This window comes from Streptococcus oralis (assembly GCF_001983955.1).
Taxonomy (GTDB): domain Bacteria; phylum Bacillota; class Bacilli; order Lactobacillales; family Streptococcaceae; genus Streptococcus; species Streptococcus jiangnanensis.
This window is the reverse complement of the sequence record NZ_CP019562.1, coordinates 303,839-323,475: the sequence shown is the minus strand read 5'-3', so window position 1 is coordinate 323,475 and position 19,637 is coordinate 303,839. Positions and strand designations below refer to the sequence as shown.

Below are 19,637 nucleotides of genomic sequence, written 5' to 3'. Positions count from 1 at the left end.
CTTATTTCTTTAAAACACTTTTTAGTTCTTGAAAATCCAAGACACGTAAGACCAAAACCAAGCCACCGTAGACTAGGAAGCCAAGGGCAGCATAAATCAAGACATTCACAACAGATGAGAAGTGCATGAAAGCTTGTGCAGAATACAGGGCGCCGTACATTAGTAGTGCTGCTAGAAGTATTTTTAGCATGGATGGTAGAATCTTGACCTCTTTTAGATACGAACGTGTAAAGTAGAGTTGGATCAGCCAGACCAAACCTTCAGTCGCAACAGATACAATTGAAGCTCCAATATAGCCCAGAGGTGGGATCAAGAGGAGATTCAAGCCTACACTGAAAATAGCTGGAATAGTTGTTGACAGCATAAATTCACGATTCTTATTGTGAGGAATCAAGATTTGAATTCCCATGATATTAGTCCAGCCAATAAAGAACATTCTAAAGACCATGATGGCAATCGCATAGCGAGCATCTTGGAAGTCTTGTCCTAAGAAAAAATTGACAAAATCTTTGTTAACAATCAAAATCCCCGCAATCATCGGGAAGATGACTAAATTATACACTAAGAAAGACATTTCATGTAACTTGTTAACCGCCTTTTGATTGCCTAATGAGAGAAGATTGGAGACCCGAGGCAACATAACACTACCAAGCGACGTTACCAAGGTTAACAAAATATTCAATAATTTCAAGGCTTGATCATAGATCCCAACATCCTTAGTCGAAGACAAGGCACCTAGCATCGTGCGATCTAGCGTGATGTAGAGTGAAATGGCAATCTGTGGCAGAAACAAGAGAATGACTGGTTTGATATGCTCTTTGGCATAGGCTATATCCAGATGCGGCTTGCGAATGTGTTCCCGAGCAGGAAGCCACATACTCAACTGACCTAGTAGATCATAGGCAACCAAGAGGATGATATACAAGTACAAGTCAGATGGTTTCTTAACAAATAGGAATATCGATACAACACCTAGAAGTTTGACCATTGTGTTACGAGCTGTGATTTTTTTGAAATCTTCTAACCCTTGAAAAAGCCAAGAAATATCAAAACCACGAGACAGCAAACTAAAGCCAAGTATATAGGCAATTGGATTGTTCATTGACGGTACAAGCAAACAAACACTTATATAAAGTATAACCGCTAAACAGGTTGAAAGGACTTGTAAACTGTAAATACCCCAGAAGGTCTTTTCAACTTCCTTACGATGGCCAGAAATTTCCTTGGTCCCATAATTGGCCACCCCAAGTGTCGCTAAGAGTATAAAGTAAGTTACTATTGAGTTGTAGTACCCATAGGAACCTAAGTCATTGGATGAGAAAACCCGAGTAATATAGGGTGTAGTAATGACTGGTAAAACGATTACTAACAGCTGATAAGAAAGATTATATAAATAATTTTTTAATACTTTCACAAGGAGTTCCTCGTTGTAGATTTCTTCGATTCAAATTCATTAACTGGCAAGGTTGCAAATAGAGTAAACATAAAAATATTATAAGACGGGCGAACCCAGAAGGCCTCAAACATACAGTTGACTGCTATTAAGGATAAGGCCGTCAATAGCAAATAATTCTTTTTGCGATAAAATGACCAAGACCTAACTATGTATAACACGACCAATAAGAGAACTGGAATCATCCCATAGGTAAAGAGCATCTGAACGTAGGAAGAGTCTACATAGTCGTAGCTCAAAACGGATTCTGTACGCCCCCCATAACCGACAAATGATATGCCCCGAATCCCAAACCACTGCACTGCATATTTTTTTAGTGCCTCATGTCCTAGGTGTAATCTCATACTAAAAAAATTGTTTAGAGCCACATACATTGGATGAGACCAGGTAAATTTAGAAGAGAGATAAATCATTACTGAAGACGCTATACCAGCCGATAAAGGAAGTAAAGCAAAAAGCCGTCGCTGTTTATCATTTCGGAAATAAAAGTATAGAAAAATGAGCGCCATTACAGTAATAGAAGCGGCATTAAGCCTCGCATCGCAATATCGAATAATGAAATAAGCCAGACCAAATCCTAAGGCAGTCCGTAAAATAATGAATTTCTTTCTAAAGATATACGATATAGCTGTATATAGATAAAAACAGTGAGAAGCAAAATCAGTTGGATAAATAAAGCCAAATGAATTTCGAACAACGACTCCCGCAGATCGTGATTGGACAAATTGCAAGTTTGGAATAGCACCAATCACGGCCAAGAACACTATCAATACAATAAAAAACAAGGCTACAACAGAGTATATTTTAAGTACACTTTCCATCTCAGCCTTGTAAAGAAAGACAAGCAGAAACATATACATCAATGCATTAATGTTCCCAGTCTTATAGTAAACCATGCCCCCAGCAAAAAGAAGAATTGGTGCAAAGATGAGATAGCTTATAGAGTAGTGATGAATATAAGCAAATCGCATAGCAAGTAACAGGACCGCAAAAAAAGGAACTACATTAGGAATATTAGGTAAAACAGGAGCTAACATAGACGTATTGATCATATCTATGGAGACAACCACTATTAAAACTGCTGCAATTAGCAATTTATCACGTTCTAACTTTAACATTTTCTTTTTCCTTTTCTTCTTTCATCCCTAACTCTTACTTAGGATTTTTTTAACTTTTTAAATTGATAATAGAACCGCGGATACTTAGTAATTAAAACATAGAGGATCCTACGTTTCTTGCTAACTCTAGCATTCTTCAAGACAAGAGGCAAATAGGGTCTCGTCTTCTCCTGAAGACGCTTAAACTCTGCTGGATTTCCATCCTGAATCATCGTAAAAATCAGAAGACTTCCTATAAAGAAGCGTGAAATGATAGCTTCTTGGAGTTCTGAACTCTCAGGATAGGTTGCATTCACAACCTCTTTTAAATGATCAATTGCTTCGTAAAACTCGTATTGTTTTGGCGTGAAAGCCGAGGCAGTAATGCTACCAGGTCTATGGTAATAATGGTAAATCGGAAGATGATACAAGGCCACGGATTGGGCTTGGTTGAGATGCTCACTGATAACATAGAGGTCTTCGTAGATGCGCCCTTTGGGGAAGGGAGCTTTCTCAAGAAGTTCTTTCCGATAGAGTTTCCCACAAGCAGAGACCGTCACAAGGTCTCCATAAAGCATCTCAGTCAGAGCCTTTGCCTTATCATAGACCTTAACTTGGTCTAAATCAAGCTGATCCAAGTGAAAATTTTGAAAACGATGATAGTGAGCTGTTGGCTCTACTTTGCCACTCACCATATCTGCTTGGGTACGACTTTGTAGCTCTGCTAGCAGTTCCAAGGCGCAGGGTTCCAGATAGTCGTCTGGATCTAGGAAAGTAATCCAGTCACCCTTGGCTTTCAAGACCCCATAGTTCCGAGCATCAGACAAGCCACCGTTGACCTTATGGTAGCTAGTCACCCAATCATATTGCTGGGCATACTGGTCACACAAGTGTCCTGAGCCATCACTCGAACCGTCATCAATCAAGAGGACTTCCATATACTTGTAAGTCTGATGTTCCAAACTCTCCATGGCATAATGAAGGTAGTCCTCCACATTATAAACAGGCACAATTACCGAAATCATATTTTCTTTTCTTTCTCTTACTTAGTTTTACAGTTTAAATCTCAAATGAACTTCTATCTGGAAGCAGTTGATCCATAGCCTTAATAAAGTCTGTCATCACCTGCTCCTCGTCTTGAATGTTAAATCCATCATTGATACACATAATTTGGTATTTGCCAGAATTTAGTATCTTCCAAAAATCTGGTCCGGCATTATCCAAAGAAAAGAGTCCTCCCAACTTAGGATTTCCGATAGCGTATTTACCACTGGCAATCTGCCAATACTTAAAGAGCCAAACATTGGTATCAGAAGGATTTCTAAAGCGACTAGCCGAGGTTCTTTCCAAGACAGCTTTTTCCTTTTCCCATACCAAGTTCATCGTTGATCTTAGTAGAGGATAGGGCAGATGACTCTCCCAGAAACCACAGATAAACTGACTATTTCTGTATAGTAGCGACTTAACGATACTTTTTAATCCCTGCTTTGGATCAAAGAATTGGCCATTCTTCAAAATTTCATTTCGACTGAAATAGCTAGTGACAATCTCCATGTCATTTATCTGAAAATTCCCCGTTCCATATCGCTCAGGAATAATCGGTGAAAGAGCCGTATTATATTTGGGTAAACCATCCTCTGAGAAAAAATCTGTCGGCTCGACTGGAGCTGTCAAATACATATCGTCATTAAAAAAAACAAAATGCTCTGAGAGACCAGGGATTCGATGGATGTTACTTTCGATAGGATTGGCAGAAAAAACTGGCAGGTAGTCATTACAGATAATCTCTGTATGATCTACCAACACCAATTTTTCACTATTTATATCTAACCAGCTTGGCTTTTGCTGGTCGGTCACGAGGTAGACCTTATTAACCCAAGGAGCAAATTTTTCAACTCCTCTAAACCAATATTTAAAGGTCCCCCATTCTCGGTAAGCCTTGACTGAATTCATACTCTGTTTAGAAGTATTAACCGAGCCATCATAGCTTGATTTTTTTTCTTGCCACACAGGATCATTCCCATCAACCCAAGTAACAACAAAATCTATTTTATTCATAACTAATCTTTCCTATCTGTTTTATACAGCTCCGAGAAGTTCTTAATGTAACTCTCCAAAGAAAACAGCTCTTTTTGTCTCTGATATCCTACTCGCCCAAATTTTTCTCTTTTTTCAGAACTATCTAGTAAGAGAGAAATGGCATTAGAAAGTTCTTGAGGACGATTTGGTTTGACTAAGCAACCACTTTTGTTATCTACTACCATTTCAGCTATTCCCCCATTGTTATAACCAACAACTGGTTTTGAACAAGCCATGGCTTCTAGGACTACTGTAGGTAGGGAATCAGGTTTTATACTTGGTAAGACAAAGATATCAAACATATTATAAAGTTCAGAAGTCTTATCGTAGTAATCAATACGATGAATTTGTGACACAACAGATGAAGAAGCTATTCTCTTATCTAGTTCTTCTAAGCGCCATTCTTCACCAGGAAAAACACCTCCAGCTAGGAAAGCCACCGCTTGCTCATTCTTTTCCAAAAGTGGCTCGACTGCTTCTATGAAATCATTTTGTCCTTTGATAGCATTGACCCGACCAATCATGCCAATCACAAGTGCATCTTGCGCAATGTCAAATTTTTCACGAATAGAAGACGCATCCATTGGATAATAGACAGCATTATCGACACCGTTATAAATCACTTCCACTTGGCTATCTTTGATAAAGGGAGATTGCTTGATATGATTAGCGACCGCTTGGGACACCGTCACAATCTTGTCTGCATATCGTCCCATGAGCATATTGATAAAGTCAGAAATAGCTTTGGGTTTGACGATAATCTCATGAACATGCCAAATCAAAGGCAGCTTGAGCTTGCGTTTCAAATAGATGCCCTCCAAAACAGCCGCTGTATTATTGTGAACCATATCTATACTGTGTTCTCGAGCATAGAGAGCGATTTGCTTAGCATAGAAATTATAAGAGCGAATATAGTCGGCAATGCCTTTAGGATTAAAATACTTCCTTCGTAAAATCGGATAATCCAACACACTGACCTGAGCCCCAACTTGGCGCAAGGCCTCGACTAAAACACCGTCATTTGGCAAGATGACATGAGCTTCAAATTCTTTGGAATCCAATCCTTTGATCAATTCCAATAAAACCTTATCTGCTCCATACATTTCTGCACCAGCATGCAAGTATAAAATCCGTTTCATTCCCTATCCTTTAAACACTTCTTCATAATCTGACACAATCTTTTCCCATGTGAAAGCCGAGAGGATTCTTTGACTTGACTTGAAATCCAAGTCAGTTATTGCTACCTGATCAAATCCTTCTACTTCCTCAATGACACGAGCCAACTCATCTTTTTTCCAATAAATGGCCCCGTCTTCACCAACCTCACGGTTAAAGCCAACATCTAGCAACAAATTTAGTTTTGTGGATGCTAAAGCTTCCAGTAGAGAAGGGTTGGTTCCTCCAACCTCATGCCCATGGAAATAGGCAAAGGCATTTTCACGGATGTACTTGAGCAACTCTTGGTCATAGACAGTACCGACAAATTTGACCCTAGGATCTTTGTCAAGACCAGTATCCCGTAACAACTGGTCGTAAAATTTATTCTGCTCCACATTTGTGATGAGAACAAAGTCCTTTTTGGACTTGGACTTTATAAATTCACGAATCATGGCTTCGTAGTTGTTTTCAGGAACGAATCGTCCCACTACTAGATAATAGCCATTTTCGCTAACTCCTTTTTCCTGATACCAGTTCCGAACTTTGGTATCTTCTGCCTTCAGGATTGAAGGGGCTGTATCTGTCCCATAGGAAATATAGGTGGTCTTTGGTTGATACTGCTTATAATCCTCTTGGATATATTGTTCGATATTTTTACTGTCACAGACCAGTAAATCTGCATGTTTGACCATGAGCTGCTCTGAAAATTTCCAGTACTTACGAACTGGCAGGCTCCACTTTGCTCGCAGCCATTCATGGCCATCAGGATTTACCAGCAAAGAGCCACCGATCGCACGAATTTTTTTCTTAAGTCCAGAAATAAAAGGACCGATGCGACAAGCTAGAATGTAAAAAATGGGAGCCTCGTCCTTGTTTTCCTTAGCCAATTCAATAGCCTTATTGACTGCTGCAATATCGTAAGCGATGGCGCGGGCCGGTCCGATATTGGGTACATCGATGTTGAAGCAAATGGCTCCATTGTGCTCAAACTGGTCTTCCGTAATACCAGACTTGGCTGAATTTTCACGCATACAAGCAACATAGTATTGTATGTTGCTGTCTTTTTGATATTCGGTTAATTTTTCAACAAAGGTTTCAAATCCTCCATACTTGGCAGGAATCCCCTTTGAACCAATGATATAAACTGACTTTTTCATCTCTCTCCTAACAGGACTGAAGGGCAGAAATTACTTTGCCCCATCTCTCATAAATACAACTTTAACGGTCTTTAACAATATTTCAATATCTTTCCAAATAGTCCAATCATCAATATAGGCCACATCTAATTTGACAACTTCATTGAAATCCTTGATCTCACTTCGCCCGCTGACTTGCCACAAGCCTGTTATCCCAGGTTTAAAACTCAATCGACGTTTTTGCTCAGGTGTATATTTTTCATACTCATCCACTGTTGGGGGACGGGTCCCAACCAGACTCATATCTCCCATGAGAACATTCCAAAACTGTGGCAACTCATCTAGGCTGGTCTTACGAATAAAGCGACCAATTGGTGTGATACGAGGATCATCATCAACCTTAAACATACCACCTTGCATGGTATTTTGAGCCAAAAGTTCTTGTTTCCTCTGCTCAGCATTCACGCACATGGATCTAAATTTATAGAAAGTGAAATGTCGACCATTTTTTCCAATACGCGTTTGAGAAAAAATCGCTGGCCCACCATCTTGTCGAATCATTGGAACCAAAACAATGCTCACCAAACCACAAATAATTAATCCAACAATCGAACCGACAATATCAATGATCCGTTTAGCGACCACATGACTCGTCTTATAAAATTTTGTTGAAAAAGTTACGACATTCAAACCTGCCATTTCACGAATTTTTTTATCACTACCTAAATTATCGTTAAAAGCATTGAGATTAACTGTCACGTCAATTCCCATTGTCTCAAAAAGTGAGATAAACTCCCCGATGTCGTACTCTTCACTTGGTAGATTGATAAAGACCTCATCAACAACTTCATGAGTAGCAAAGTCTAAGATGTTCTCAGCAGGTACAACTGTTAAGGATTGATGCTGAAAATCAGGCTGGTCTAAAACACTGACCGCCACCAAATTCCAAAAAATTTCTCCCGACTCTATCAACCTATCGATGACTTTTTCAACCCTAGAGGTAGCTGTTATCAAGAATATCTTCTTACTCCCCTTGAGACTTGGAAAGATGCGTTTTCTATAGCGTTTAATGCACAGATTCAACAAATACAACAGAATAGAGTGTATTGTCAAAAAATAAATCATCCCTCGTCTAGAGATACTAAAACGATCTTCTAAGAAAAAATTCGAAATACTGATAGCTAAAGCAAAGAACACGATATACTTTGTAGTGTTGATAAACTCTGCTAAATAGCCTCTTTTAAAAAAATCATGCCCATAATCACTGATATAAAACACAAAAAAATGAAGAATGAACAAGATAATAACAGAAGTATTTACAATCTCTGTTTCCTTTACAAAACTAAGTAAATATGCTAATAAAATGACAAGAAAACTCTGGATTGCCACCAAAGTAATCTTCAATCCCTTTTCTTCCATAATATCTTCCCTAAACTATTTATTATTTTTTGCCATAATTCCCATAGTTTCCATATGCTCCATAGGAGCCATATTTTTCAACTGAAGTATTGAGTTTATTAAGCACAATTCCTAAGAATGGTTTTCCTGTTTGTTCGAGTTGTTCTTTAGCTTTTTGGACATCACGACGATTTGTTTCACCAGTAGCAGTTACCAAAACAGAAGCATCACATTTTTGAGTGACGATAGCTGCATCGATGACAACTCCGATTGGCGCTGTATCCACAATGATGTAATCAAAGTACTTACGCAAGGTATCAAGCATGGTTGCAAAATTTTCACTTTGTAGCAAGGCTGTTGGGTTGGGTGATATAGAACCCGCTTGAATAACAAACAAGTTTTCAACATTGGTATCACATAGGCCTTGTGATAGGTCTGTCGTCCCAGATAAGAACTCTGTTAGTCCAGTAATCTTCTCGCGTGATTTAAAAACACCTGACATGACAGAATTACGAATATCGGCATCGATTAACAGCGTCTTATAGCCCGCACGCGCGAAAGCCCAAGCAATATTTGTAGAAGTAGTTGACTTCCCTTCACTCGGTTTCACAGACGTGATCGAAATAACTTTCAAGTTATTCCCACTCAACTGTATATTGGTACGAAGCGCATTATAATACTCTTCAGCTTTTCTTGCCAAATCTAATTTTTTTTGTACAATCTCTAATGTTGGCATCTCTCTCTCCTATTTCAATTTATCCAAATTTGGAACTACTCCCAATAGCGCAATTTGCATCACATCTTCGATATCTTCTGGACGTTTCACTCGTGTATCTAAGAGCTCAACTAGGAGAACCGTAACAACCATTACAACTGCGCCAGCAAGAAATCCAAGCATGGTATTGCGACGGACATTTGGAGACGATGGGGATGTTGCAGGACGAGCTTCTTCAAGCGTTGTCACATCTGAAACTCGCGTGACACTGATGATTTTTTGAGCAGCAACCTCTCTCAAAGAGTTAGCGATGCGGCTCGCTTCTTCAGGCAAACGATCTGTCACAGAGATAGAAACAATACGCGTATCCACTGGAACTGTTACCTTAATTTTACTAGCTAGACCTTTTGGAGGGAGATCTAGTTTCAAATCAGTCGCAACTTTTTCTAAAACGTCTTGCGAGAGAATGATTTCACGATAGTCTTTTACCAAGTAAGATCCAGCTTGCAAGTCTTGGTTGGTCAAACCTGGCTTATCTCCCTGATTACGGTTGACCACATAAATGCGAGTAGTACTGGTAAACTCTGGTTTCACAATAAAACTACTGTAAGCAAATGCTACTGCCCCTGTCACGAATGCTACCAAGACAATCAGCAATTTTCGTTTCCATAAAATTTTTAACAAGTGGAATACATCAATTTCCATCATATTTTGTTCTTTCATTTTTTCTCCTAAATTAGTTGATCCATTATGATTTTTCTTGGGTTCTCTTTAAAGAGTTCCTTGGCCTTGTTTTCACCGTATTTTTTGGCAATGATATCATAGGCTTCTTCCATATGAGGAGGTCTATGATCCAAGTTGTGCATATCACTAGCGATTACATGAACGAGGTCACGCTCTAAGAAATACTGAGCTCTCTTTTTCATGAATTTATAAGTTTCTCCGAAGAGTTTAGGTTTCAAGACATGAGAACTATTGACTTGAGTATAACATCCCATGTCAATCAGCTCTTGCACGCGCTTTTCATTATTTTCTAAAGCATCATAGCGTTCAATGTGGGCAATGACAGGCGTAATACCCAGCATTAGAATATTACTCAGCCCCTTATGCATGTCCCGATAGGCTGTATTCATGCTAAATTCAATCAAAGCATAGCGACTATCGTTGAGCGTGGGGATTAATTTCTTTTCCAACTTCTCAACGACATCCGGAGTATAGTAGATTTCAGCCCCATAGGCAATAATCAGGTCATCAGCAACTTCCTTAGCCATTTCTCGCACCTTCAAAAAGTTAGTTGCGATTTTTTCTTCAGGAGTTTCGAACATCCCTTTTCGTCTATGCGAAGTTGAAACGATTGTTCTCACTCCTTGACTATAGGCCTCTCTAAGAAGTTTTTTACTTTCCTCTATTGACTTTGGACCATCATCCACATCGAAAACGATGTGCGAATGGATATCTATCATGCTACTTCCCCTCCATCACATCATTGATAGCAGCTTTCGCAGCAGCCAAACTACTATCGTCGATTTCCATCATGTAGAGGTTACTATCTGGCATGGCATAAGAAGGAAGGTCCATACGACCAGTTCCCTTCAAGTCTTGAGAGTTGACTTTGTAATTTCCTCCACTCTCTAACTGAGTATTGACTAGATCCATCATGGTTTCCAAAGGCATATTGGTTTGAAGAGAATCTTGTAATCCTTGAATAATATTGTCATAGTTCTTCAAAGCTTCAGTTGATGTTAATTTCTGAATCACAGCTACAATAACCTTTTGTTGGTTTCGTCCACGGTCACGATCTCCATCTGCTAGAGAGTAGCGCTCACGAACAAATCCCAGAGCCTGCTCAGAATCTAAGTGGACATTCCCAACTGGGAAATGGAACTTCCCGTGTAAAGATGTGAAATCTTGGTCATTATAAACATCTACGCCACCTAAAAGGTCAATCAACTTCAAGAAAGAAGTGAAGTTCAAACGGACGTAGTAATTGATATCCACACCATATAGGTTTTCCAGGGTATGAATCGACGAGTCTACTCCATAAATCCCTGCATGGGTCAATTTGTCCTTTTGATTGTTTCCTCCATCCGCAATCGGAACATAGGAATCACGAGGAGTTGTAGTGAGAAGGATTTTTTTGGTATCACGGTTCACCGTCATCAAAATATTTACATCTGAACGCGAAACTGAGCTGATTGGACCGTAGGTATCAATACCACTCACATAAATATTGAAAGCTTTATTCTTCGATACCTTAGGCGCAGCAACTTCTTTAATCAAATTTTTAGTGTATATTTTCTTGATTTTAGAAGCATAGTCAGGATACTCTGCTTCAATAATATTTTCAAAGACACTATTTAAGACGATTGCTTTCGTTTCACCAGAAAGCAGACTCTTATAAGCTGCTAGGTAAGAAGTCGCTTTCTCAACTGTCAAGTCCTTACTTTGGCTGGTCTTAATATCTGCTAACAACTTTTGAATATTGTCATTGTCTGTCTCTGTTGGCCCCGTAACCGTATCCAGTTGAGTCACATTATTGATCTCACTATCTTTCAAAACGACCACACTAATCGAATACTCTGAGTAATTTGACGTCGAATTGATATGATTGGTAAAACCGACAAACTGTTGCAAAGCATAGAGAGAAACTGAACTAACTAAGATGGCAAGCGTCAAAAAGAAGACCGTAAACTTCTCAGCTTTTTTATAAACAATCAGCAGTAGTCCTACTAAAGCAGCTAATAAAACGAGAACTGCAGAAATAATATTCAGGTATCTAAAGGCTAAAATGTTGTGTCTAAAAATCAAGAACAGCAAAAAACCACCCAACAGTAGATAAATGGTTAATAAGACTATGTTAATATTTCGTTTCATGTTGCCAGAACGAGTTCTCTTTGAACGTCTATTCATGTTAATCCCCTATACGTTAATAATTAGGATTATTATATCACATTTATGAAAGAAATTCCATTTATTCCCGTCATTCTCAGCGTTTTCATTCACTTCTGTGTTCTTTATTTGCTTTAAAATTATACTAACTTCATTTTTCAATGACAAATTAAAAAGACAAGGGCAATTTATAGTGCCAGCTTGTCTTTCTTTTTTTATTTTACGTGGTTTTCAAACTCTTTTTGGCTCTTTTCGATAGCTTTTTTACTTTCTGCTTCCCACTTAGCCTTAGCTTCGTCAAATTGTTTCTTGGTAACAGGGTCTTTTTGTAATCTCATGTACTTATAATTATTTCCGTCACCCTTGATTCCCACTAGGGAGTAGGCACGTGTAAACGGAGTTACTTTGGTTACAGAGGCTGTACCACCATTTGACATAGCAGACATGACTAGAGAATTGTCAATCATCCAAGCTTGAGCTTCAGCGTATTTTTCATAACGCTTAGCAACATCTTCGTTCTCAACATCTGCTTCTTTTAGAAGTTTCGTATAGATATCGAGCCCCAAACTCTTAATGAGTTCTTGGTCTTCCTTGGCATCAAGACCAAAAATTTTGAGATAGAAACCAGTTTCAGCATTGAAGGGGTCTAGATAAGTTGATGGATCCTGGTAATCACCAACCCAACCATCAAAGTTTAGGTCGTAGTCACGAGCTGCTGGATTTGGTGCTAGGAAAGCAACATTTCCAAAGTCATCTGTTGAAAGCTGTTGAACATCAATGACGATATTGTCAGAACCTAGTACTGTTTCAAGGGTTTGTTTAACCGAGTTCATACCAGAAACCGCATTTTTATTCGTCTGATCAACAGGGACATCCAAATGGATTGGGAAAGTCACGCCTTGGGCTTCTAATTCCTTTTTAGCTTCCGCAAATTTTGCTTGGGCCTTTTCCTTGTTAAAGTATGCATCTTGAGCATCTGCCAAATTGATACCGGACCACTCAGTTCCGTAGTTCACAAGCTTAGAAGCTGTTACTTCTCCAAAGGTCTTATCTCCCACCTGGACAAATGTTGGAGGAACCAGAGTATTACGAAGGGTTTTGCTCGCTGCTTCTTCACCGTTAGATTGAGCAGAGTAGGCTGTTCGATCAATACCAAAGTTGATAGCTTGACGGAAATTTTTATTTAAGATAGCTGTTTGAGCTGATTTCTTTTGTTCGTCCGTTGTTTTAGCGGTATGATTATAGGTTTTACGGTTGACGTTAAAGCTAAAATACCAAGATGTCTTGTCTTGTAAGCTATAGACGATATTGTCCTGGTATTTTTCTTTTGTCTTAGCATAGTTCGAACTATTTGGATAGACTCCTGCAATCGAGTAAGCACCACTTTCAAAGTTTCGAATGGTCATCTCCTGATCTGACCCATCAAAGTAAGCTAACTTAACTTTTTCAATGGTTACTTTATCATGGTCATAATAGTGTGGATTCTTCACATATTCGATCGAAGATTTTGATGTGAAATCTTTTAACAGATATGGACCATTATAAAGGATACTGTCTGGTGTCAAGGTACCAAAATCTTTATCCTTTGATTTCAAGAACTCTTCGTTGACTGGGAAAAGAATACTATTGGTTGTCTTTGAATTCCAATATGGTTCTGGTCGAGTCAAAGTGTACTCGACTGTGTAATCATCCAAGGCTTTGACACCGACAGTTGAAAAGTCATTGGTCACACCCGTCACATAGTCATTCAATCCCTTGATTGAATTTTGGATCAGATCCATGGCTTGCCCCTTGTTGTCCGCGGCATATTTGATCCCAGTGACAAAATCCTGAGCTTTAACTGAAGCATATTCCTCACCGTCAGCTGTATACCACTTGGCATCTTTTCTAAGCTTGTAGGTATAGGTCAAACCATCTGATGAAACAGACCAATCCTCCGCAAGAGCAGGTACGAGGTTCCCATAGCTGTCATTTTCTAACAAACCATCTACGAGATTGGTAATAACGGCAGTGTTATCTGCATAATAATCTAGAAGATAGTTAAAAGTTGTTGGATTCGCACTAAATGTTGATGAATAAGTGCTAGTATCTGTGTTGGACTGTCCACATGCAGAGAGCAAAATCCCTGTCGCTAAGACAAGACCTGTCCCGATTAGTCTTTTTTTCATTTTGATCATCATTCACTCCTTTATGTCACTTTTTATAACATAACCATATTTTATCAAATTTATTCAAAAATGTAAAGTTACTGCTTTTATGACAACTGGTGTCTCAAAACACAAAAGGAAGCACAGTTTCCTGCAACTTCCTTTTCTATTTATAGATTACTTGACGTGTTTTTCAAGTTCTTTTTGGTATTTGGCATTTGTCTCGATTTTTTCTTGTTGCCATTTCTTGAAGGCTTCTTCGTATTCTTTTGCAGTCACAACATCATTTTGCAATTCCAAACCTTTGAACACAAATGGGTCTCCCTTGATTCCGACTTGAGAGTATGCTTTTGTGAATGGTACAGTACGGCTAACCGTTGGAGAACCACCTGAAGAAGCAACTGGGATCAAAAGCGAACTATCAGATACCCAAGCTTGCGCTTTAGCGTATTTTTCGTAACGCTTATTGAGGTCGCTTGTTTCAGCTGCGGCATCATCCAAGAGTTTCTTGTATTCGTCTAGACCGACTTGAGCCATCACTTCTGGATCTTTTCCACGAGTGATCCCCAAGTGTTTAAGGGCAGAACCCTTCTTAGCATCAAGGATGTTGAGGTAGGTAGCTGGGTCTTGATAGTCTGGTCCCCAACCAGTTCCGTTCAAGTCATAGTCTTTTTGGGATGGAACCTTGGCTTGAGACGTAATGCTTATTTTCTCATTATCGGTCATTTGAAGGACATCAACAATGACATTTTCAGTACCAAGTGATGATTCGATAGACTGCTTGAGTGAGTTAGTTTGTTGAACCGCGATTACATCTGTTTGTTCAACGGGGATATCCAAATGGATTGGGAAGGTAACACCCTTGGCTTGCAATTCTTCCTTGGCTTTAGCAAAGGCTGCCTTAGCTTTTTCAGGACTGTAAATCGTATCCTTGCCATCTGTAAGGGCTACATCTTTCCACTGGTCTCCATATGAAACGAGCTCTGCCTGTGCCAACTCTCCAAAGGTTTTTTCACCCACTTGAACGTAGTCATGCGGCACTAGGCTGTTACGGATAATCTTGTTCGCACCTTCTTCACCATTCAACTGAGCAGTATAAGAATGACGATCAAGGGCAAAGTTCAGCGCCTGACGGAAGTTCTTGTTGAGAAGAGCTTCTTTCGTTGATGTTTTTTGAGCTTCGTCTGTTTTAGCTGTTTTATTATAAGATTGGCGGTTTACGTTAACAGTGAGGTAGTAGCTTGTCGCTTCTTGTGGACTGTAAACAATCTTATCGCCGTACTCTTGTTTAGTCGACTCAAAGTTTGAGCTTGTTGGGAAGAGACGGGCTGTTGTATAAGCTCCTTGTGTAAAGCTACGAATCAAAGATTCTTGGTCTGATCCATCGTAGAAAGTTAGTTTAATATTGTCAATCTTGACATTGTCCTTATCCCAGTAGTTTGGATTCTTTTCATACTCGATGACTGATTTTGAAGTCAATGATTTCAAGAAATAAGGACCATTATATAGGATACCCGATGGAGTTGGTGCACCGTAGTCGCTCCCTTTAGAATTCAAAAATTCTTCATTAACCGGAAGCATGGTTGCCGTTGTGACCTTAGAGTTCCAGAAACTTTCTGGTTTGTTGAGCGTGTATTCTACCGTATAATCATCAACAGCCTTAACTCCTACGGTAGAGAAATCATTGCTCTCACCACTAATATACTCTGCCAAACCTTTGATAGAATCCTGAATCAAAGAAAGACCATCTGATTTTCCGTCAGCGGCATGTTTAAGCCCAGTAACAAAGTCTTTAGCTTTAACTTCAGCGTATTCTTCTCCATCAGAAGTATACCATTTTACACCCTTACGAAGTTTGTAGGTGTAAGTCAAACCATCCTTTGAAACAGACCAGTCTTCTGCAAGTGATGGAATTAAGTTCCCATACTTATCATTTTCCAAAAGACCATCAACAACGTTTGCTATAACGTCAGAAGTTGAGCTCTTGCTCGTCACACTATAGTCCAAAGAAGATGGATCCATAGCGTAGACATAAGAGAATGTCTTGGGAGCATCCGCTTTCTTTTCACTTTGCCCACAAGCAGTTAACAGTAGGGCTGCACTCAAAACAGCACCTGCTCCTAAGAGCCACTTTTTCGATTTCATAAGTAATCTCCTTAAAGATAGTGTTTTCACCATTATACCCTATTTTTTCATAAAAGCAAGAACTTTCGCCAGATTTTTTAGAAAATTCTAACAAATATTTTTTAAAGGGTTTTCTATATATTTTTTAGTAAAAGAACCCCAAGCATCAAAGGCTTGAGGTTCACTTATTTTAATCCGTTAGTTCCACACAGAAAGCATCCCAGGGCTCTAAGGTCTGTTTTTCAACTGCTTCTTTAGCAGTAGTGTTCTCAATCAAGACAGATTTGACTTTTCCTCCTACCGAAAAATCTTGTTTTTCATTGGACAAGTTAGCCACAACTAGGAAGCGGCGCTCACCGTCCTTACGGATATAAGCAAAAACCTTATCAGCCGTATCAAGCAATTCAAAGTCAGCGCGAATCAGCCAACTGTTTTCCTTACGGATTTGAACGAGTTTTTGATAAGTATAGAAAATAGAATCTGGATTTGCCAGTGCTTCTTGAACGTTGATTTTTTCGTAGTTTGGATTAACTGCCAACCAAGGTTGACCTGTTGAGAAACCAGCGTTTTTGCTCTCATCCCACTGCATCGGAGTACGGGCATTGTCACGACCAATGACACGGATACTGTCCATGATTTCTTCTATCGGAACGCCTTTTTCAAGAGCTTCACGCGCATAGTTGAGGGATTCAATATCTTCTACTTGATCCAGTGTTTCAAATGGATAGTTGGTCATCCCAATCTCCTCACCTTGGTAGATATAGGGTGTCCCTCTCATAAGATGAAGCAAGATTGCAAAGGCTTTGGCAGATTTCTCACGGTATTCTTGGTCATTACCCCAGATAGAGACGATACGAGGAAGGTCATGATTGTTCCAAAAGAGGGAATTCCAGCCGTCTTCAACTCCCAGCTCTGTCTGCCATTTGTTAAAAATCTCTTTTAATTTCCCTACATTTAACTCTTTTTGGTAATGCCACTTAGGTTGCCCTTCCTGATATTGAAGACAGATGTGTTCAAACTGGAAGACCATTGACAATTCTTGTCCCTTTGGATCCGAGTAGAGCTTGGCAATCTCTGGCGTTGCTCCCCAGGTCTCTCCTACTGTCAGGAGATTCTTATCTCCAAAGGTGGCTTGATTCATTTGCTTGAGATAGGGATGGAGCATAGGACCATTATTGACTACTTTCTCATCAGGAATTTTCCCAATCATGTCAATAACATCCATACGGAAACCACCAATACCTTTATCAATCCAGAAGTTCATCATCTCGTAAATTTTCTGGCGCAGTTTTTCATTCTCCCAGTTGAGATCAGGCTGTTTCTTACTGAAAAAGTGGAGATAATATTGACCTGACTTTTCATCGTATTCCCAAGCAGACCCACTAAAGATAGACTCCAAATCACTGGGCTCATCACGCCAGATATAGTAGTCACGCTCAGGGCTATCAGGATTTTCACAAGCCTCGACAAACCAGGCGTGTTCATCTGAGGTATGATTGACCACCAAGTCCATGATAATTCGAATATCACGCTTCTTAGCTTCTGCGATGAGTTGGTCCATATCCTCCATAGTCCCAAAAATAGCTGCAATCGCTTGGTAATCAGCAATATCATAACCATTATCGTCCATAGGGCTGTCATAAACAGGAGAAAGCCAAATAGCTGTGATTCCTAACTTAGCTAGATAGTCTAACTTACTGGTAATTCCTGGCAAATCACCAATGCCATCTCCATTGCTATCCATAAAACTCTTGGGATAGACTTGATAGACTACGGCATTGTGCCACCATTTTTCTTGCATCTTCTTACCTCATTATTTTAATAATCTATAGTCTATGATAGCGCTTTTTTAAACTTAGTGCAAGCGTTTGCCTAATCTTTTTGATTTCTTTTTTGACTCCGTAGTTTCCTAACTTCCAATTTTTTATTATAATAGAGGTCAGAGGTAAAAAAATGAAAAAACAAGCTTTTAGTTCTGAACAATATTTGAATCTACAGCGCGACCACATTTTGGAGCGCATTAACCAATTTGACGGCAAGCTCTACTTGGAGTTTGGTGGCAAAATGTTGGAAGATTTCCACGCTGCCCGAGTCCTTCCTGGTTATGAGCCTGACAATAAAATCAAGCTCTTGCAAGAATTGAAAGAGCAAGTTGAAGTTGTGATTGCCATTAACGCTAGCAATATCGAGCATTCCAAAGCGCGTGGTGACTTGGGCATTTCTTATGACCAAGAAGTTCTTCGTTTGATTGACAAATTCAATGAGCTGGGAATTTTTGTTGGCTCCGTTGTCATTACACAGTACGCTGGCCAACCCGCTGCAGATGCCTTCCGCAACCAGTTAGATAAAAACGGGATTGATTCTTATCTTCATTATCCGATCAAAGGGTATCCGACCGATATGGACCACATCATTTCTCCTGAAGGTATGGGGAAAAACGACTACATCAAAACCAGTCGCAACTTGATTGTCGTAACCGCTCCTGGACCTGGTTCTGGAAAATTGGCCACTTGTATGTCCAATATGTACCATGACCAACTCAATGGCATCAAGTCTGGTTACGCTAAGTTTGAAACCTTCCCAGTTTGGAACCTACCCCTTCATCATCCAGTCAACTTGGCCTACGAGGCTGCAACTGCGGACCTTGATGATGTCAATATGATTGACCCCTTCCATCTCCAAACCTACGGAGAAACCACTGTCAACTACAACCGTGATATCGAAATCTTCCCAGTGCTCAAACGTATGTTGGAACGTATCCTAGGTGAATCTCCATACGCTTCACCAACAGACATGGGTGTCAACATGGTTGGTTTCGCTATTACAGATGATGAAGCTGCTGTCGAAGCTTCTAAACAAGAAATCATCCGTCGCTACTATCAAACTGTTCTTGATTTTAAAGCTGAAAAAGTCGGAGAAACTGCTGTCAAGAAGATTGAACTTCTCATGAACGACCTCGGTATCACACCTGCAGACCGTAAGGTTGCTGTCGCTGCACGCCAAAAAGCAGAAGAAACTGGTGGCCCTGCCCTAGCCCTTGAATTGCCAAATGGGGAAATCGTGACTGGTAAAAACTCTGAACTCTTTGGTCCTACAGCTGCTGCCTTGATCAATGCCATCAAAAAATCAGCTAACATCGCTAAGGAAGTAAAATTAATCGAGCCTGAAGTCGTCAAACCAATTCAAGGTCTTAAAATCAATCATCTCGGTAGCCGCAATCCTCGCCTCCACTCAAATGAAATTTTGATTGCACTTGCAATCACAGCCATGGAAAATTCTGATGCTGCGCGTGCCATGGAAGAACTTGGGAATCTCAAAGGAAGCGAAGCCCACTCAACCATCATCCTGACCGATGAAGACAAGAATGTCCTACGAAAATTGGGTATCAACATAACCTTTGACCCATTCTACCAATACGATCGCTTGTATCGGAAATAAAAA

15 protein-coding genes are annotated in these 19,637 nt (G+C 39.7%); 1 reads left to right on the top strand and 14 read right to left on the bottom strand.

Annotation, left to right across the window (positions count from 1 at the left end; all coding sequences use genetic code 11):
* Nucleotide 1: 1 nt before the first annotated feature.
* The 14 genes from BWR56_RS01570 to BWR56_RS01505 form a co-directional block, all read right to left on the bottom strand.
* The gene (locus BWR56_RS01570; RefSeq protein ID WP_076984315.1) at nt 2-1,414 is read right to left on the bottom strand and encodes a flippase; all 1,413 of its coding nucleotides are present in this window, start codon (nt 1,412-1,414) and stop codon (nt 2-4) included.
* The gene (locus BWR56_RS01565) at nt 1,411-2,571 is read right to left on the bottom strand and encodes a hypothetical protein (RefSeq protein WP_049504875.1); all 1,161 of its coding nucleotides are present in this window, start codon (nt 2,569-2,571) and stop codon (nt 1,411-1,413) included. The genes BWR56_RS01570 and BWR56_RS01565 overlap by 4 nt, the downstream gene beginning before the upstream one ends.
* Before the next feature lie 38 nt (nt 2,572-2,609).
* Nucleotides 2,610-3,575: a glycosyltransferase family 2 protein gene (locus tag BWR56_RS01560; RefSeq protein ID WP_049504876.1), complete on the bottom strand. Its 966-nt coding sequence runs from the start codon at nt 3,573-3,575 to the stop codon at nt 2,610-2,612.
* A gap of 34 nt (nt 3,576-3,609) precedes the next feature.
* Nucleotides 3,610-4,608, bottom strand: coding sequence for a Stealth CR1 domain-containing protein (locus BWR56_RS01555; RefSeq protein WP_001033091.1), 999 nt, complete (start codon nt 4,606-4,608; stop codon nt 3,610-3,612).
* 2 nt (nt 4,609-4,610) lie between these two features.
* Complete coding sequence (locus BWR56_RS01550) at nt 4,611-5,768, bottom strand: glycosyltransferase family 4 protein (RefSeq protein ID WP_049504877.1); 1,158 nt, start codon at nt 5,766-5,768, stop codon at nt 4,611-4,613.
* Between the two features lie 3 nt (nt 5,769-5,771).
* Nucleotides 5,772-6,944 carry a beta 1-4 rhamnosyltransferase Cps2T gene (gene cps2T / locus BWR56_RS01545; protein WP_049504878.1) on the bottom strand — a complete coding sequence of 391 codons (1,173 nt, stop codon included), beginning with the start codon at nt 6,942-6,944 and terminating at the stop codon, nt 5,772-5,774.
* Between the two features lie 30 nt (nt 6,945-6,974).
* Nucleotides 6,975-8,342, bottom strand: a complete 1,368-nt coding sequence (locus tag BWR56_RS01540; RefSeq protein ID WP_076984314.1) for a sugar transferase — start codon at nt 8,340-8,342, stop codon at nt 6,975-6,977.
* 22 nt (nt 8,343-8,364) lie between these two features.
* A complete protein-coding gene (locus BWR56_RS01535; protein ID WP_076984313.1) occupies nt 8,365-9,057 on the bottom strand; it encodes a tyrosine-protein kinase in 693 nt (230 codons plus the stop codon).
* 9 nt (nt 9,058-9,066) lie between these two features.
* Entirely contained in the window at nt 9,067-9,759 is a 693-nt protein-coding gene (gene cpsC, locus BWR56_RS01530; protein WP_061421400.1) for a capsular polysaccharide biosynthesis protein CpsC, read from the bottom strand.
* An 8-nt stretch (nt 9,760-9,767) separates the two neighbouring features.
* The gene (gene cps4B, locus BWR56_RS01525; protein ID WP_076984312.1) at nt 9,768-10,499 is read right to left on the bottom strand and encodes a capsular polysaccharide biosynthesis protein Cps4B; all 732 of its coding nucleotides are present in this window, start codon (nt 10,497-10,499) and stop codon (nt 9,768-9,770) included.
* A gap of 1 nt (nt 10,500) precedes the next feature.
* Nucleotides 10,501-11,946, bottom strand: coding sequence for an LCP family glycopolymer transferase CpsA (gene cpsA / locus BWR56_RS01520; RefSeq protein ID WP_049504887.1), 1,446 nt, complete (start codon nt 11,944-11,946; stop codon nt 10,501-10,503).
* Nucleotides 11,947-12,140: 194 nt separating this feature from the next.
* On the bottom strand, nt 12,141-14,102 hold the full coding sequence (locus BWR56_RS01515) for a peptide ABC transporter substrate-binding protein (protein ID WP_076984311.1): 1,962 nt from the start codon (nt 14,100-14,102) through the stop codon (nt 12,141-12,143).
* A gap of 147 nt (nt 14,103-14,249) precedes the next feature.
* A complete protein-coding gene (locus tag BWR56_RS01510; protein WP_053091803.1) occupies nt 14,250-16,217 on the bottom strand; it encodes a peptide ABC transporter substrate-binding protein in 1,968 nt (655 codons plus the stop codon).
* A gap of 169 nt (nt 16,218-16,386) precedes the next feature.
* Nucleotides 16,387-17,997: a glycoside hydrolase family 13 protein gene (locus BWR56_RS01505; protein ID WP_076984310.1), complete on the bottom strand. Its 1,611-nt coding sequence runs from the start codon at nt 17,995-17,997 to the stop codon at nt 16,387-16,389.
* Between the two features lie 152 nt (nt 17,998-18,149).
* On the opposite strand from BWR56_RS01505, the gene BWR56_RS01500 reads away from it, so the two are divergent.
* Nucleotides 18,150-19,634, top strand: coding sequence for a DUF1846 domain-containing protein (locus BWR56_RS01500; RefSeq protein ID WP_076984309.1), 1,485 nt, complete (start codon nt 18,150-18,152; stop codon nt 19,632-19,634).
* Nucleotides 19,635-19,637 lie beyond the last annotated feature (3 nt).

What these genes read in the sequence shown, in the direction of transcription:
- cps2T (WP_049504878.1), bottom strand. Translation starts at nt 6,944, where the DNA reads ATGAAAAAGTCAGTTTATATCATTGGTTCAAAGGGGATTCCTGCCAAG.
- BWR56_RS01555 (WP_001033091.1), bottom strand. Translation starts at nt 4,608, where the DNA reads ATGAATAAAATAGATTTTGTTGTTACTTGGGTTGATGGGAATGATCCT.
- BWR56_RS01560 (WP_049504876.1), bottom strand. Translation starts at nt 3,575, where the DNA reads ATGATTTCGGTAATTGTGCCTGTTTATAATGTGGAGGACTACCTTCAT.
- BWR56_RS01565 (WP_049504875.1), bottom strand. Translation starts at nt 2,571, where the DNA reads ATGTTAAAGTTAGAACGTGATAAATTGCTAATTGCAGCAGTTTTAATA.
- BWR56_RS01515 (WP_076984311.1), bottom strand. Translation starts at nt 14,102, where the DNA reads ATGATCAAAATGAAAAAAAGACTAATCGGGACAGGTCTTGTCTTAGCG.
- cpsC (WP_061421400.1), bottom strand. Translation starts at nt 9,759, where the DNA reads ATGAAAGAACAAAATATGATGGAAATTGATGTATTCCACTTGTTAAAA.
- cps4B (WP_076984312.1), bottom strand. Translation starts at nt 10,499, where the DNA reads ATGATAGATATCCATTCGCACATCGTTTTCGATGTGGATGATGGTCCA.
- BWR56_RS01550 (WP_049504877.1), bottom strand. Translation starts at nt 5,768, where the DNA reads ATGAAACGGATTTTATACTTGCATGCTGGTGCAGAAATGTATGGAGCA.
- BWR56_RS01535 (WP_076984313.1), bottom strand. Translation starts at nt 9,057, where the DNA reads ATGCCAACATTAGAGATTGTACAAAAAAAATTAGATTTGGCAAGAAAA.
- BWR56_RS01510 (WP_053091803.1), bottom strand. Translation starts at nt 16,217, where the DNA reads ATGAAATCGAAAAAGTGGCTCTTAGGAGCAGGTGCTGTTTTGAGTGCA.
- BWR56_RS01505 (WP_076984310.1), bottom strand. Translation starts at nt 17,997, where the DNA reads ATGCAAGAAAAATGGTGGCACAATGCCGTAGTCTATCAAGTCTATCCC.
- BWR56_RS01500 (WP_076984309.1), top strand. Translation starts at nt 18,150, where the DNA reads ATGAAAAAACAAGCTTTTAGTTCTGAACAATATTTGAATCTACAGCGC.
- cpsA (WP_049504887.1), bottom strand. Translation starts at nt 11,946, where the DNA reads ATGAATAGACGTTCAAAGAGAACTCGTTCTGGCAACATGAAACGAAAT.
- BWR56_RS01540 (WP_076984314.1), bottom strand. Translation starts at nt 8,342, where the DNA reads ATGGAAGAAAAGGGATTGAAGATTACTTTGGTGGCAATCCAGAGTTTT.